Below are 15034 nucleotides of genomic sequence, written 5' to 3'. Positions count from 1 at the left end.
TCTCGGTCACGGCGGAGTAATTTTGCTTCGGAGACGTTATGCATGAACTCACGCTTTGCCAGCGCACTATTGAAATTATCGAACAGCATGCCCACCAGCACAGTGCCAAAAAAGTGACGGCGGTCTGGTTAGAGGTTGGAGCCTTTTCGTGTGTCGAAACCAGCTCCCTCGACTTTTGTTTCGGTATGGTGTGTCGCGGTACGCTGGCTGAAGGATGCCAGCTTCACCTCCACCAGCAAGAAGCGGAATGCTGGTGCAACGACTGCCAACAGCATGTCACCTTATTAACCATGCAGGTGCAGCGTTGCCCACAGTGTCAAGGCGATAATCTACGGATTGTGGCAGACGATGGTATCCAGCTTAAACGCATGGAAATAGAACAGGAGAGTTAATATGTGCACCACCTGTGGCTGCGGTGAAGGCAACCGCTATATCGAAGGGGATGAACATAACCCCCATTCCGCGTTTCGCAGTGCGCCTTTCGCCGCGGCTACCCGCCCGACGATGAAGATTACCGGGTTGAAATCCCCCTCTTTTACTCCACAGGAAACCGATGCTGGGGATCTGCACTACGGCCACGGAGAAGCGGGTACTCACGCGCCGGGAATGACACAGCGGCGTATGCTGGAAATAGAGATCAATGTGCTCGATAAAAACAACCAGATCGCCGCACACAATCGCACACAGTTTTCTGCCAGACAGCAATTAGCCCTGAATCTGGTATCAAGCCCCGGTTCTGGGAAAACCACACTATTGACGGAAACCCTGCGACGCCTGCAGGGCCGCGCGGAATGTGCGGTGATCGAGGGCGACCAGCAGACCAGTAACGATGCTGCCCGTATCCGCGCAACGGGTACGCCAGCCATTCAGGTCAACACAGGGAAAGGTTGCCATTTGGATGCACAAATGATCAACGACGCCATGCAACGTCTACCACTGGCGAGCAGCGGAATCCTGTTTATTGAAAACGTCGGCAATCTGGTGTGTCCAGCGAGTTTTGATCTGGGCGAACGCCACAAGGTCGTCGTGCTTTCCGTGACGGAAGGGGAAGACAAGCCGTTGAAGTACCCGCATATGTTTGCCGCCGCGTCCTTGATGCTGCTGAACAAAGTGGATCTATTGCCGTATCTGGATTTTGACGTTGAAAAATGTCTGGCCTACGCCCGAGAGGTGAATCCCAGTATTGAAATCCTGCTCGTTTCTGCCACCAAAGGCGATGGTATGGAACAGTGGATAACGTGGTTGGAGGCACAACAACAATGTGCATAGGCGTTCCCGGTCAGGTAAAAGAGCTCATTGGTGACAGTGCTGCTTGGATCGATGTTTGTGGCGTTAGGCGAGAAGTGAATATGTTACTGGTCGGTGCATATGACGACGACGGCCAGTCGCGTATTGGCCAGTGGGTATTGGTGCATGTCGGCTTCGCGATGAGCGTGATTGACGAGCAGGAAGCCCGCAATACGCTGGATATATTGCAAAAAATGTTTGGCGTCGAACCCGATGTTGGGGCGCTGCTGTACGGAGAGGATCGCCGCTAATGCGTTTTGTCGATGAATACCGCGATCCTACCAAGGTGATGGAGCTTATCGCCTGCCTTAAAGAACGGGCTCCACTGCTCTCTTACACCCCTTCTCGCCCGTTGCGTATTATGGAAATCTGCGGTGGCCATACTCACGCCATATTCCGCTTCGGCCTTGACCAACTGTTACCGGACAACATCGAATTTATCCACGGCCCCGGTTGCCCGGTGTGCGTCCTGCCGATGGGGCGTATCGATAATTGCATTGAGATAGCCAGCCATCCGGAAACCCTCTTTTGTACCTTCGGTGATGCGCTCCGCGTTCCAGGAAAGCAAGGATCTTTGCTGGATGCCCGCGCTCGCGGAGCGGACATCCGCGTGGTGTACTCCCCCTTGGATGCCCTGCAACTGGCTCGTGATAACCCAGAACGTAACGTCGTGTTTTTCGGTCTAGGTTTTGAAACCACAATGCCGACGACAGCTCTCACTCTGCAACAGGCTAAAGCTGACAACATCGACAACTTTTTCCTTTTTTGTCAGCACATTACTATCATCCCTACCCTACGCAGCCTGCTCGTACAACCGGATAACAGCATCGACGCCTTTCTTGCCCCAGGGCACGTCAGTATGGTGATCGGGGTAGACGCTTACCAATTTATCGCCACTGAATTCCAGCGTCCATTGGTCATCGCAGGGTTTGAACCGGTTGACATGCTGCAAAGCGTACTCATGTTAGTTGAGCAAAAAATTGCCGAACAACCTCAGATTGAAAACCAATACCGCCGCGTCGTGCCGGATGCAGGTAACGCACTGGCGCAAAAAGCGATAGCGGAAGTATTCATGCTGGACGGTGATGCCGAGTGGCGCGGTTTGGGCATTATTGGTGAGTCTGGCGTAGCATTAACGCCGGATTACCAGCAGTTCGATGCAGAACGCTATTTTCATCCCCAGCCACAAAAAACCAGCGACGACCCACGGGCACGTTGCGGAGACGTATTAACCGGACGCTGTAAACCCCACCACTGTTCGCTCTTTGGCACAGTCTGCAACCCACAAAGCGCGTTTGGCGCGCTGATGGTTTCCTCTGAGGGCGCATGTGCCGCCTGGTATCAATATCGCGGACAGGAGATTCACTCATGAAAACCATTACGCTCGCCCACGGTAGCGGCGGCCGGGCCATGCAACAGTTGATTGCCGACCTGTTTATGGAGGCTTTCGCTAATCCATGGCTGGCAGAGCAGGAAGATGCCGCCCGCTTGTCACTGGCGGAACTGACTGCCAGCGGTGACCGTCTGGCGTTCTCTACCGACAGCTATGTGATTGATCCTTTATTCTTTCCCGGTGGGAATATCGGGAAACTGGCAATCTGCGGCACAGCCAACGATGTTGCCGTGAGCGGTGCACAGCCGCGCTGGCTCTCCTGCGGCTTTATTCTCGAAGAAGGCTTAAGTCTGGACACGCTGGAAACCATCGTGCGCAGCATGGCACAAACGGCGCAAGAAGCTGGGATAGATATCGTTACGGGTGACACCAAAGTGGTCCCGCGCGGTGCGGCAGATAAGATTTTTATTAATACTGCGGGCATCGGCGCGATTCCCAGCCAGATACACTGGGGGGCTAATCAGATCGACGAAGGCGACGTGATTATCGTCAGTGGAACGCTGGGCGATCACGGGGCGACCATCCTCAATCTGCGTGAACAACTTGGCCTGGAAGGTGAACTGGTTAGCGACTGTGCGGTGTTGACCCCGCTGATCCAGACGCTACTACCGATAGCGGGTATCAAAGCACTGCGTGATGCTACCCGTGGCGGAGTGAATGCGGTGTTGCATGAATTTGCAGCCACCAGCGGACACGGCATGGAAATTCAAGAAGCCGCATTGCCGATAAAAACCGCTGTTCGCGGCGTCTGCGAACTACTGGGATTGGATCCACTGAACTTCGCCAATGAAGGAAAATTGGTCATCGTCACTCGCCGTGAATCTGCCGCTGCCGTTCTGGAGGCACTTCATCGTCACCCATTGGGGCAAGATGCCGCACTAATTGGCGAAGTGACCGAACGGAAAGGCGTACGTATGGCAGGACTTTATGGCGTGAAACGTACGCTGGATCTCCCCCATGCCGAGCCTTTACCGCGTATTTGTTAATGGGTGCGCGCACTAATCTGCACTGACGTTGAACCACAGAAAAAGAGAAGGCGCGGGCAGATAATGCCAGCGCCTTCTCACACACGCTCAATACGTCGCTACGGCAGGTGAAAAAATGCCCTGCGCCCCCGGCTGGCAGGCATATTACTGTCCGCCACAGGTAATGAAAGCGCCATACGAGCGGTCTGCTCTGCCAGCGTCAACATGGCTTCCGCTGCCAAAGATTTCTTCAGGGGCGACATCAGCGAGGCAGCCAGATATTGTCCGCACCCGTTAATATCGCCTACGGTGAAGCGAATATTGCCGCAGGGTAGGATCAGCGCTAACTTTTCCCCGACGGTCCGCTGTTGCCAAACCTGATCGGGACCAGGCAGCACGAGCAAGCTCAGCATCCAAGGCGTCAACATGCAGCCAACCCACTGGTGTTCAAACAGTTGAAACCCACACGCCCGTACCGGAATCTGCGGCTGAAAAAAAGGTAAGTGCTGCATGTTGCTTTCAGCAATCGCCTGAAAAGCCGCTTCCAGCTGCGTGGCGGGGCTGCTCTGAAACCCATTAACACTATCCGACATCCGATACCTCTCGGGGCTCAGCAACGACGCCGCTGGACTGCAATGCGGCCAGAACCTGAGCCAGTGCGGGTTCAATCGCTTGACTGGCGATTGCAGTCAGCCCAATGCCAGGCTCAAGCGATGCAGGCACGACCCCGACCAGCGTCAACCTACGTGGGAACTCATCCGTCAGCCGCAACGCCATTAATACATCGGCAAGCCCCAACTGATGCGGTGACACTTTGCGTGTGAAGAAGGCAGGGATTTCTTCATCATGCAGCACCACTACGCTGCCGGGTGGGTGTTCCGCCAGCACAGCGTCGGCCACGATCAGGTGATCGCGGTTTGCCATCACCTCCAGCAGCTCCATGCCGGAGGTACCGCCATCCAACACCTCGACATGCTCCGGCAAGCGATAGCGCTGCTCAAGCGTTTCGATAATGCGAACCCCCACCGCTTCATCACCCAGTAGCAGATTGCCTATTCCCAACACTAAAATGCTCATCACAGCACCTTAACTTTGGTCACTTCCCTGCCAGAAGTATCCACCAGATGTACTGCACAGGACATGCAGGGATCGAACGAGTGAATCGTTCTCACCACTTCCAGCGGTTTAGCCGGATCGGCAATCGTAGTACCAACCAGAGCACGTTCATACGGCCCCGGCTCATCGTTAAAATTGCGCGGCCCCGCATTCCAGGTTGAAGGCACGACAGCCTGATAGTTCGCTATCTTGCCGTCTTTAATAACAATCCAGTGTGATAGCGCACCGCGCGGCGCTTCAATAAACCCTACACCGCGACATTCACCGTGCTCTGGAATGTTAGGAGGGATGAAGGTTTCATGGTCACCGTTGCCGATATTCGTCACCAACGCCTGCCACTGCTGTGCCAATGTGCCATGCAGCGCACAAGCATGTACCGTGCGTCCGACAATACGGCCCAGTGTGGAAGGCAACTGTTGCGCGGTCATGGCTTTGCCCGTCAACGTTTTATAGAGCGTATTAATGCGGGTAAAGTAGTCCTGCGCAGGTTGATACCCTGCTTGCAAGTTGCACAACAGCCACGCCAGCGGCCCCATTTCTACCGCTTTGCCGTAAAACGTGGGGGATTTCACCCAAGAGTATTTCCCCTCTTCCTGCCAGCCCGTGTAGTTGGGACGTGTTAAGCCTTCCCACGGCGCCAATGGCTGATCGTCCTGATACCACGCATGTTTACCGCTCTCTTCAATCCCTTTAAGCAGGTACTCATCGCGGTGATTATGAATAGGACGGAATACGCCATGATCCAGGAACCCACCCGGCATCAGAAAGGTGTCACTTTTACGATCGACGGGCAGTTCTGGCACACACAGATAACAGTCAGCCCCCTCGCCCATAGAGAGCCATTCAGGGTAATGTGCCGCAATGACCGCCGTATCGACCAGATACACCTGTTCAATGAAGTCACCAAGACGATCGATAAAGCTCTTCAGATACATCAGGCGCTCGAGATTCAGCACACTTGGTGCGTCCAGATTGATAGGGTTTGCCACCCCACCCACCGCCAGATTCTGAATATGCGGTGTCTTCCCACCGAGTATCGCCACGATCCGGTTCGCATCACGCTGACACTCCAGTGCCTGCAAGTAGTGAGCAACGGCGATCAGGTTGACCTCCGGTGGCAGTGCCATGGCTGGGTGCCCCCAATAGCCGTTAGCGAAAATGCCAAGCTGACCGCTCCCCACCAGATCCTTAATCTTCTTCTGCACCCGGATGAATTCGGCTTCACTGTTCAGCGACCAGCTCGAGACCCCCTCCAGCATACTCGCGGCCTTTTTCGGATCCGCCCGCAACGCGGAAGTCACATCAACCCAATCCAGCGCAGAAAGCTGATAGAAATGTACGATATGGTCATGAATGCTGTGTGCAGCAGCAATAATATTACGAATGTATTGCGCATTGACCGGGATCTCCATTCCCAGCGCATTCTCCACAGCTCGCACAGACCCTAGTGCATGGATCGTGGTGCACACACCGCAAATACGCTGGACGATCATCCACGCATCACGTGGGTCATTACCTTTAACTATCTCCTCCATGCCGCGCCACATGGTGCCGGATGACCAGGCTTTAACCACTTTGCCGTCTTCAATTTCGCAATCAATACGCAGATGGCCTTCAATACGGGTGACGGGATCAATGGTGATGCGTTGTCTCATGCTTTACCTCTAACGATTTATTGTCATTGTTGTGTTCATGCGCAGGTAGCACCGGTAACAGCCGGATCAACAGGATGTACGCACACACTTCTATTGCCACAAAGCCGATGGATATCAGCAACTCGCTGGATGTTGGGAAATAGCCATAGCCATTACCGGGGTTGTACGCCAGCAAGGAATAATTCAGCCGCCAGAACGCCGCGCCGAACACCATGCAGAGCGCACTGATAAACAGAAAGCGAGGATCGCGGCGGTAGGATTTACGACGGAAGATAAGTACCGGAATCAGCAGCAACAACGTTTCCACCCAGAATGAAATGGCAAAACGATCGCCTGTCCACAGATACCCCAGCTTGTCGCGCGCAATCAGTTCACCAAAGCGCAGCACCACAAACAGCACCAACAGGATTTCTATGGTGTAACTCAGCCGGGTAAATAGCGGCGTCTCCGACATCCCTTTCCCCCGCAGCCCAGCTTGTACTAGCGATCCCTCAAAAATCACTATCGAGAACCCTAAAATGAATGCGGTTAACAGCGAGAACAGCGGTAACACTTCATAACTTTGCCACAGCGGGTGCACCTTAATACCGGCAGAAATCATGAGCGACCCCATTGATGACTGGTGCATAGATGGCAGTAAGGCTCCCAGCGCAATGACAAAAAACATCAATTTGTTCAGTCGCTTGAGCGATACCTTCCACCCCAGACGCTCGAATAACGCTGGCGCAAACTCCAGTACCATCACGCCGATGTAGATCGTCATACATACCGCAGTTTCAAACAGCACCGATGAGGTATTGAAATGACCGGGAATGAAGAAGTAAGGCAGATTCCAGTACCGCCCTACGTCGATGGTGATGGATAACCCGCCCAAGGAGTAACCAAACAGGCTGGCCAACAACGCGGGCCGGACGAGTGGGTGATATTCACCGCGGTTAAAAACATACACCGCCCAGGCTAACGCCCAACCACCACAGGCCAGACCGGTGCCGACCAGCAGATCGAACGCGATCCAGATCCCCCACGGGTAGCCACCGTTCAAATCGGAAACCGCGCCAATCCCCAGCACCAACCTTTTCACAATCAACAACAGGCACAATATGACGAAAGGTGCCAGTAACATCACGGGCCAACTCACCAGCCGCCCGCCAAGGGGGCTCGTTTTATGCGTCGTCATGCTCATCCTCTTTTTTGTCCTGTTCGTGGTGGCGCATGTTGCGCTGCACCAGGAAAGTGATCCCAGCGAGTGCGGCGAACGGCAGCACCATCCCTTTATACAAAGAGTGCTGTATATTTTCAGAACGGGCCCCGGTTGATAACGCATCCAGAGGCGGCAGCCCTAAATTTTCAAACGGAACGCCTGTCAAAACCAATACCTGCGTCCCCCCGCCTTCCAGCTCACCGTATACATGCTGCTGGTAGTGAGGAAGTAGGTGTTCGTATGTATCGTTTTGCTGCAACGTTTGGCGTGGGAAGCGATAAGGTTTACCTGCGGTGCTGGCGAGACGTTTCTTGGCTTCCTCCAGCAGTTGTTCCCGTGTACCGAAAATCACCGCGCCTGTCGGACACACTTCAACACATCCCGGTAGCCCGCCATTGTCCAGCCGCGCCACTCCCTTCTGGTTGCAGAGTTCGCACTTGTGGATTTTGCCAAACGGGTTGTTGTAATCGTATTTTGGGACGTTAAAGGGGCAGCCCACCATGCAGTAACGACAACCCGTACAGACATCCGGGTCATAATGAATAATGCCGGTGCGAGGATCTTTGCGTAGCGCTTGTACCGGGCAAACAGAGACGCAGTTGGGATCCACACAGTGCATACACTGCTTTTTGATATAGGCATAACCGTTTTCGGTCTGGTCTTTATGCTCGCCGCTTCCATTGCGCCATACCTGAATAATGTTGTTGGTATAAGGACTCAGCTTGTCATTATTCGACCAAATCGCGTCTGTGCCTGCATAGGCATAGGTTTCACCATGCGGTGCGGCATCGCTATGGTTAATGCGCTGGCACTGACTGACACAGGCCTGGCACCCCACACACAGCGTTGAGTCGTACAACATACCTAATGAGTTCGGAATCGGCGGCTTGTTCTCTGCCTTCGCCAACGCAGGGGGCGCGACGCTAGCCATCATCACACTACTGGTGGCCAGTTTTAGAAAATTACGTCTGTCCACAACTCACTCCTTGCGCGAGGGCTGCTCGTTATCTTTGCGGTTTTGCTTTTGTTGCCGCCCCAGCTCTTTCACTGTCATCAAGCTGACGCCAGCGACCAAGCCAACAACGCCGCCAAGCAACCCTACCGTGCTTAAGCTGACATGGCCGCCTTCCTGGCTCATGACATCCGGCTTGGCATCACGCGGCGTGGGATTTTCGACATTCGCCAACTGGGCTATTCCCTTCGTAAAACCGATACCCTGCTCGTTGCAGCCATAGCACGGATGGCCGATTCCGACTGGCCATATGCCACCACCAACATCGCAGAACTCCAGCGTCGGGCAGTTACCATACGTTTCCGGTCCCTTACAGCCGAGGTGGTACAGACACCAGCCTTGACGATGCCCATCATCTCCAAACTGTTTAGCAAAACGCCCGGCGTCAAAATGCGGACGGCGCTCGCAATTCTCATGGATCAATCGGGCGTAAGCGAACTCAGGGCGGTTTTTGGCATCAAGCGCAGGAGGGCGCTGGTAGGTTATGATATGGGCAACCGTCGCTAAGAAGTTATGCGGGTTAGGCGGGCATCCTGGGATGTTGATGACTTTCTTATCCGGCAAGACCTCCTGTAGACTGACCGCGCCGGTAGGATTGGAGCCGGTTGCCGGAACCCCGCCCCATGCGGAACAAGAGCCAATGGCAATAATCGCAGCGGCATGCTGTGCAGCATCACGAATGTGTTCGACTATTGGTTTACCGGCCACCATGCAGTAGATCCCACCATCCTTTATAGGTATGGATCCATCAACGACCAAAACATACTGACCTTTGTATTGTTCAATGGCACGGTGTTTATTTTCTTCCGCCTGCTCGCCGAAAGCAGCCGAAAGGACTTCGTGATACTCCATAGAGATTACGTTGAGTAGTAGATTCTCAATCGTCGGGTGGGTAGCCCGCAATAAAGATTCAGTACAGCCCGTACACTCTTGTGCACCAATCCAAATAACAGGTGGGCGCGCAGAAGCACTCACCGAGGACGCAATTTCAGCAGCAGCCCGACCACTCAGCCCCATGGTCGCGGCTAGCGCGGTGCACAGTTTCATGAAATCGCGGCGATTGACACCCTCACGGAAAAACATTTTATTTTCTTTTATCATTATTCTTGCATACCTTCAGTTATCCGGTGATCACCTCACCACAAACTTAATGTCGCTACTTATTACTCCTTATGGGTAATATCAAATTGACTTACATCATTTTTTAACTATCGAATCTCTCTGATTGAGAAAAGTTTGAGTCTGATCGCTTCAGTCACCTAACCATTATTGATGTGAATAACACGCAAATCACAATAATGAGAATCATTATTAATTAGGTGGGATATTAAGGTACGGAATACGGTAGGAAATAGAGAGAGGCCATTGGCAAAGAAAAATAAGTCTCTTCATTAACATGAAAATATAGTTAAATCAAAATGTTGAATCTTATCGTGACTCACATTTTCTTTTATTACATGGTGAAATATTCTGCCTATATTTCAGCAAGTCTCTTTCGAGACAATGAGATAATCCACTGTCTTTAAATTAATTAACACGGATTACTATTACTATAGGAAAATTAAAATATTTAAACTTAATAACATTATTTTATATGTTAACGATGTAGCGATCAGTCGCGCGTTTTATCAGGCTATTTTTGGTTAAGGCCCCATAGAATCCTTTCCGGGGTTTTCGGTGTTTTCTTTAAAAGATGATTTTATTTTAGGGCTAGGAACCAAACACGATATTGAACCTAACCCCCAATCGGCATTAAGTGGATTTAGATAGACTTTCGAGGCCGACAATGTGCCGGCCTTTTGTTAGTGCATTAACCCGCAAACTGCCGGAATAGCGCTTTACCGCGTAAGAGTCGTAGCCCCAGCCAGCCGCCGCAGAGCGACAGGAGGAACGCCGCGATTAACGGCAGTGCTATCCACATCCCGATATTCGGTTCCCAGGCAAAGTTAAAGACCTTACGCTGCAACAGCCACAGGGCCGATTCTGCGCCAATCGCCGCAGCCGTTCCCGCCACCAAGCCCAGCACCGCGAATTCACACCACAGCGTGGTACGCAGCAGGCGTAAACCAGCTCCCAGCGTGCGGTATACCATCAGTTCCTGACGTCGCTGACGCATCCCGACCTGAATCTGAGCCAGCAACAGCAGCACGCCACAGAACAACACCAGGATGACCATAATCTCCAGCGCGCGACTCACCTGCTGCAAGACCTGCCCAACCTGACGCAGAATACTGCCGATATCCAGCACGCTCACCGTCGGGAACTGGCGGTTCAGCTGCGTAATCATCTTCTCATCGCCATCGTAGCGGAAGCTCGTCAGCCAAGACTGTGGCTGGTTATCCAGCGCACCCACGGGGAAAATAAAGAAGAAATTCGGACGCAGGCTCTCCCAATCCACCTGACGGAAGCTGGTCACCGTCGCGCTAAACGGCTGCGTGTCGCCAGTGAAGGTCAGCGTATCGCCAATCTTGATGCCCATCTCTTTGGCTTCTTTCGCTTCCATCGAGACTTCACCCGTCTTCGGCGCTTCGCCTTCCACCAATACGTTGTGCTGTGGAATCCCGTTCATCCAGGTCAGGTTCAGCTCACGGTTCACCGTATTGCCGCCCGGATCGTCCTCGTGGATCACTTCCGTAGCAACCTGCTGGTTAATCTCCGTCAGGCGCGCACGAATAATCGGGAAGAACTGCTCTGGCGTCACGTCATGCTGAGAAAGGAACCCCCTCACCTGCGGCACCTGTTCCGCCGTGATATTCAGCAGGAAATAGTTCGGGCTGCCCGGCGGCAACTGCTGCTGCCAGCGCTCCAGCAAATCACCGCGCATCACTAACAGCAACGCCAATAGCATGAACGACAACGAAAACGCCGCCAGTTGGCTGAGGGTCGACCACGGCTGACGCAGCAGGCGATTAATGGCCAGACGCAACGCCAGTCGTTTAACCGTCAAGCGCCGTAACAGCAGCAGACCGCCCCAACCAATAACACCCAGCAGTAGCGACAACACCGCCACGCCGCCGAGCAGCGACCACAGCAGCACGCCGCCACCGGACAACACCGCCAGCAGGCCGACGACAATAATCAGAACAATCGGCAGGTAATAGCGCAGCGGCCACACGTTCGCCACCACATCCTGACGCAAAACGCGCAGCGGCTGTGTCGCCAGCAGCAGTCGATACGGACGCAGCCCAACCAGCAACGAGATCAGCACCAGCGATCCCAGCGCCCATACCCACGGCCACAGCCCGGATGCAGGCAATGCAGCGGGCAGCACCGGAGCCAGCATTTTCATCAGCAGCGCCTCAAACCCAAGGCCGAGCACGCTACCGCAAACCGCCGCCAGGCCGAGTACGGAAAGCCACTGCCCGATAATTAATCGCTTCAGCGCTTGTTTGCCGGCTCCCAGCGTTTTCAGAATAGCGACCAAATCATAGCGGCTGCGGCAGTAGTGCCCCATCGCCACCGCGACCGCAGCAATAGACAACAGCAGCGTCAGCAGCGCCGACAGCAACAGGAACTGCTGCGACCGCTTTAACGACTGGCTCAGCGCACCTTCGGAATCTTCCATGCCATACCAGCGCTGATCGGGCTTGAGCTGGGGCTTGATGAAGTTGCTAAATTCGCTAATTTGCTTCTCATTGCCAGAAAACATGTAGCGCCAGGTAATACGGCCCCCCGGCTGAATCGCCCCCGTTTTCTCGACATCGTCCAGATTCATCAGAATACGCGGCGCGGTCTCAAACGGATTGAAGCCGGAATCCGGTTCCTGAATCAGTTCACCGCTGATGCGCAGCGAGGTATCGCCGACATCCAGCATGTCACCGACTTTCAGCCCAAGTAACGCCAGCAGGCGCGGAGCCACCAGCACCGTTCCCGCTTCCGCATGCAGCCCTTCAGGGCGCGTCTGCAAATTGCCGTACAGCGGATAACGCTGGTCGGTCGCTTTAACCTGCGCCAGCTGCGGCGTATCGCCCGCGAACGTCATGGTCATGAAAGAAATCTGGCGACTGAGCGTCAGCCCGCGCTGCTGCGCGTCTAAAAGCCAGTCTTCCGCGACGGGTCGCGACGCACGCAGCACGCGGTCGCCCGCCAGAAAATCCCGGCTCTGCTGGCTGAGCCCTTTTTCCATGCGGTCGCTAATCGTACCTAGCGCCAGCACGCAGGCCACGGCCAGCGTTAGCGCCAGCCAGACAATCAATAAGGAAGGAGAGCGCCATTCGCGCCAGAACCATCGCCAGATCATGCGTCCTCCCGCAGCTTACCGTCGACTAACCGGAGGCGTCGCTCGCAGCGTGCCGCCAGTTGCTCATCATGCGTCACCAGAATCAGCGTGGTGGCATAATCGCGATTGAGGGAAAACAGCAGATCAACAATGCGCTCACCGGTTTTACGATCCAGATTCCCGGTAGGTTCATCGGCGAACAAGACGTTAGGACGACCGCTGAACGCACGAGCCAACGCCACACGCTGCTGCTCACCGCCGGAAAGTTGAGCGGGAAGATGATGTAAGCGCTCACCCAACCCGAGCTGCTGTAAAAGCTGCTCAGCCTGTCCACGACTATGGCTGTCGCTTTCACCGCGCAGCAACGCGGGTAACTGTACGTTCTCCAACGCATTCAGCGTCGGCACCAGCATGAAAGACTGGAAGACGAAACCGACATGCTGGGCACGCAGCGCCGCACGGCCTTCTTCATCCAGTGCGCTCAGCGATTTGCCCATCAGGCTAACGTCACCTTCGGTGCCATCATCCAGACCAGCCAGAATCCCCAGTAACGTCGATTTCCCCGAACCGGATTCACCAATCAGGGCAATTGTCTGCGCAGGTTTGACAATAAGCTCAACTCCGGTAAGGATGGAAAGCCGATTTTCTCCCTGACCAACGTGCTTACTAAGATGATGAACTTCAAGAATGTTTTCTACGTGCGCAGTTTTGCTTGGCGTAGCACTCGCTGGGCTGGTCTTCGCAAACATGTTTTCGTCCTTTTGCTTCTGGGATTATGCAGCGTACGCGCTTTCGCCGCTGACACATTATTAATTCTGGGCGATAGCCTCAGTGCGGGCTATCAGATGCCGATCGCTAACGCGTGGCCAACGCTATTGAACACGCAGTGGCAGACGCAGAAAAAAGGCGTCGCGGTGGTTAACGCCAGCATTAGTGGAGACACCACCGCACAAGCGCTAGCGCGTCTTCCTGCCCTGCTGAAACAGCATCAGCCGCGTTGGGTGTTGGTTGAACTGGGCGGCAATGACGGGCTTCGGGGATTTCCAGCAGCCAACATCGAGCAGGATCTGGCGAAAATCATCACGCTGGTCAAACAGGCTAATGCCCAACCGTTGCTCATGCAGGTTCGTTTGCCGACCAATTATGGCCGCCGCTACACCGAGTCATTCAGTAATATCTACCCCAAACTCGCGGAGCAGTTTGCGCTTCCTCTGCTGCCTTTCTTTATGGAGCAGGTGTATCTTAAACCGGAGTGGATGATGGAAGATGGCATCCATCCAACCCGGGATGCCCAACCGTTTATCGCAGACTGGATGGCGAAGCAGCTGGAACCCTTAGTTAACCATGAGTCTTAATAAATAGGCTTTTGAATTAGGTAAAGTTATGCAAAAAACGGTCTTCATTACGGGTTGCTCCAGCGGTATTGGCCTGATTGCCGCTCAGGATCTGCAAAAACGCGGCTATCGCGTGATTGCGGCCTGCCGTCGCGCAGAGGATGTGGCGCGTCTGACCACGCTGGGTCTGGAGGCGATTACGCTCGATCTGGATGACAGCACCAGCGTGGAACAGGCCGCGGCGGAGGTGATCAGACTGACCGATAATCGCCTGTACGGTTTGTTTAACAACGCTGGATATGGCCTGTATGGCCCGTTGAATACCATTTCGCGCCAGCAGCTTGAACAGCAGTTTTCCAGCAACCTGTTCGGCACGCATCAGCTCACACAGCTATTATTACCCGCGATGCTGCCGCATGGTAAAGGCCGTATCATCCAGACCAGTTCCGTGCTGGGGCTGGTGTCTACACCGGGTCGCGGTGCGTATGCCGCCAGCAAATATGCGCTGGAAGCCTGGTCGGATGCGTTGCGTATGGAATTACACGGCAGCGGCCTGCACGTCAGCCTGATCGAGCCAGGCCCGATCAGCACGCGCTTTACCAATAACGTGGCACAGACGCAGACGGACAAACCGGTCACCAACCCCGGCATCGCTAAACGCTTCACGCTGCCGCCGGAAGCGATCTTGCCGAAGCTCCATCATGCGCTGGAAAGTTCGCGGCCTAAATTACGCTATCCCGTGACGCTGGTGGCTCACGCCTTAACCTGGCTGCGTCGTTTGCTACCGGGGTGTCTTCTGGATAAGGTATTACGAGGATAAGGTCGCAGAGGGCGATGTATTGCGCACTCACC

15 protein-coding genes are annotated in these 15034 nt (G+C 54.2%); 7 read left to right on the top strand and 8 right to left on the bottom strand.

Annotation, left to right across the window (positions count from 1 at the left end):
* Nucleotides 1-38: 38 nt before the first annotated feature.
* Genes hypA through hypE form a run of 5 tightly spaced genes read left to right on the top strand, consistent with a single transcriptional unit; the run spans nucleotide 39 to nucleotide 3666 of the window.
* On the top strand, nucleotides 39-392 hold the full coding sequence (gene hypA, locus EIP93_RS06555; protein ID WP_116362234.1) for a hydrogenase maturation nickel metallochaperone HypA: 354 nt from the start codon (nucleotides 39-41) through the stop codon (nucleotides 390-392).
* 1 nt (nucleotide 393) lies between these two features.
* Entirely contained in the window at nucleotides 394-1269 is an 876-nt protein-coding gene (hypB, locus tag EIP93_RS06550) for a hydrogenase nickel incorporation protein HypB (protein ID WP_103860166.1), read from the top strand.
* Nucleotides 1260-1538, top strand: a complete 279-nt coding sequence (locus EIP93_RS06545; protein WP_103860165.1) for a HypC/HybG/HupF family hydrogenase formation chaperone — start codon at nucleotides 1260-1262, stop codon at nucleotides 1536-1538. The genes hypB and EIP93_RS06545 overlap by 10 nt, the downstream gene beginning before the upstream one ends.
* Nucleotides 1538-2659, top strand: coding sequence for a hydrogenase formation protein HypD (hypD, locus tag EIP93_RS06540; RefSeq protein WP_103860164.1), 1122 nt, complete (start codon nucleotides 1538-1540; stop codon nucleotides 2657-2659). Before EIP93_RS06545 ends, hypD begins: the two co-directional genes overlap by 1 nt.
* The gene (gene hypE / locus EIP93_RS06535; RefSeq protein WP_103970645.1) at nucleotides 2656-3666 is read left to right on the top strand and encodes a hydrogenase expression/formation protein HypE; all 1011 of its coding nucleotides are present in this window, start codon (nucleotides 2656-2658) and stop codon (nucleotides 3664-3666) included. The genes hypD and hypE overlap by 4 nt, the downstream gene beginning before the upstream one ends.
* A 98-nt stretch (nucleotides 3667-3764) precedes the next feature.
* On the opposite strand, the gene hybE is transcribed toward hypE, so the two are convergent.
* From hybE to ybbA, 8 genes are all read right to left on the bottom strand, one after another.
* A complete protein-coding gene (hybE, locus tag EIP93_RS06530; RefSeq protein ID WP_103860162.1) occupies nucleotides 3765-4238 on the bottom strand; it encodes a hydrogenase-2 assembly chaperone in 474 nt (157 codons plus the stop codon).
* The gene (locus EIP93_RS06525) at nucleotides 4228-4722 is read right to left on the bottom strand and encodes a HyaD/HybD family hydrogenase maturation endopeptidase (protein WP_103860161.1); all 495 of its coding nucleotides are present in this window, start codon (nucleotides 4720-4722) and stop codon (nucleotides 4228-4230) included. The genes hybE and EIP93_RS06525 overlap by 11 nt, the downstream gene beginning before the upstream one ends.
* On the bottom strand, nucleotides 4722-6416 hold the full coding sequence (gene hybC, locus EIP93_RS06520; RefSeq protein WP_103860160.1) for a hydrogenase 2 large subunit: 1695 nt from the start codon (nucleotides 6414-6416) through the stop codon (nucleotides 4722-4724). The genes EIP93_RS06525 and hybC overlap by 1 nt, the downstream gene beginning before the upstream one ends.
* On the bottom strand, nucleotides 6394-7593 hold the full coding sequence (gene hybB / locus EIP93_RS06515) for a Ni/Fe-hydrogenase cytochrome b subunit (protein ID WP_103860159.1): 1200 nt from the start codon (nucleotides 7591-7593) through the stop codon (nucleotides 6394-6396). The genes hybC and hybB overlap by 23 nt, the downstream gene beginning before the upstream one ends.
* The gene (hybA, locus tag EIP93_RS06510) at nucleotides 7580-8593 is read right to left on the bottom strand and encodes a hydrogenase 2 operon protein HybA (RefSeq protein ID WP_116362232.1); all 1014 of its coding nucleotides are present in this window, start codon (nucleotides 8591-8593) and stop codon (nucleotides 7580-7582) included. Before hybA ends, hybB begins: the two co-directional genes overlap by 14 nt.
* A 3-nt stretch (nucleotides 8594-8596) precedes the next feature.
* Entirely contained in the window at nucleotides 8597-9730 is a 1134-nt protein-coding gene (gene hybO, locus EIP93_RS06505) for a hydrogenase 2 small subunit (RefSeq protein WP_107332507.1), read from the bottom strand.
* 709 nt (nucleotides 9731-10439) lie between these two features.
* A complete protein-coding gene (gene ybbP, locus EIP93_RS06495; protein ID WP_125232452.1) occupies nucleotides 10440-12869 on the bottom strand; it encodes a putative ABC transporter permease subunit YbbP in 2430 nt (809 codons plus the stop codon).
* Complete coding sequence (gene ybbA, locus EIP93_RS06490; RefSeq protein WP_010307452.1) at nucleotides 12866-13597, bottom strand: putative ABC transporter ATP-binding protein YbbA; 732 nt, start codon at nucleotides 13595-13597, stop codon at nucleotides 12866-12868. Before ybbA ends, ybbP begins: the two co-directional genes overlap by 4 nt.
* Between ybbA and tesA the strand changes: the two genes are divergently transcribed.
* A complete protein-coding gene (gene tesA / locus EIP93_RS06485) occupies nucleotides 13520-14203 on the top strand; it encodes a multifunctional acyl-CoA thioesterase I/protease I/lysophospholipase L1 (protein WP_103941821.1) in 684 nt (227 codons plus the stop codon). The genes ybbA and tesA overlap by 78 nt on opposite strands.
* A gap of 28 nt (nucleotides 14204-14231) precedes the next feature.
* On the top strand, nucleotides 14232-15002 hold the full coding sequence (locus EIP93_RS06480) for an SDR family oxidoreductase (protein WP_125232451.1): 771 nt from the start codon (nucleotides 14232-14234) through the stop codon (nucleotides 15000-15002).
* The last annotated feature ends 32 nt before the right edge of the window (nucleotides 15003-15034 follow it).

This window comes from Pectobacterium versatile (genome assembly GCF_003932035.1).
Taxonomy (GTDB): domain Bacteria; phylum Pseudomonadota; class Gammaproteobacteria; order Enterobacterales; family Enterobacteriaceae; genus Pectobacterium; species Pectobacterium versatile.
Note: the sequence above shows the minus strand (reverse complement) of the source record. Positions and strands in the feature narration are given on the sequence as shown.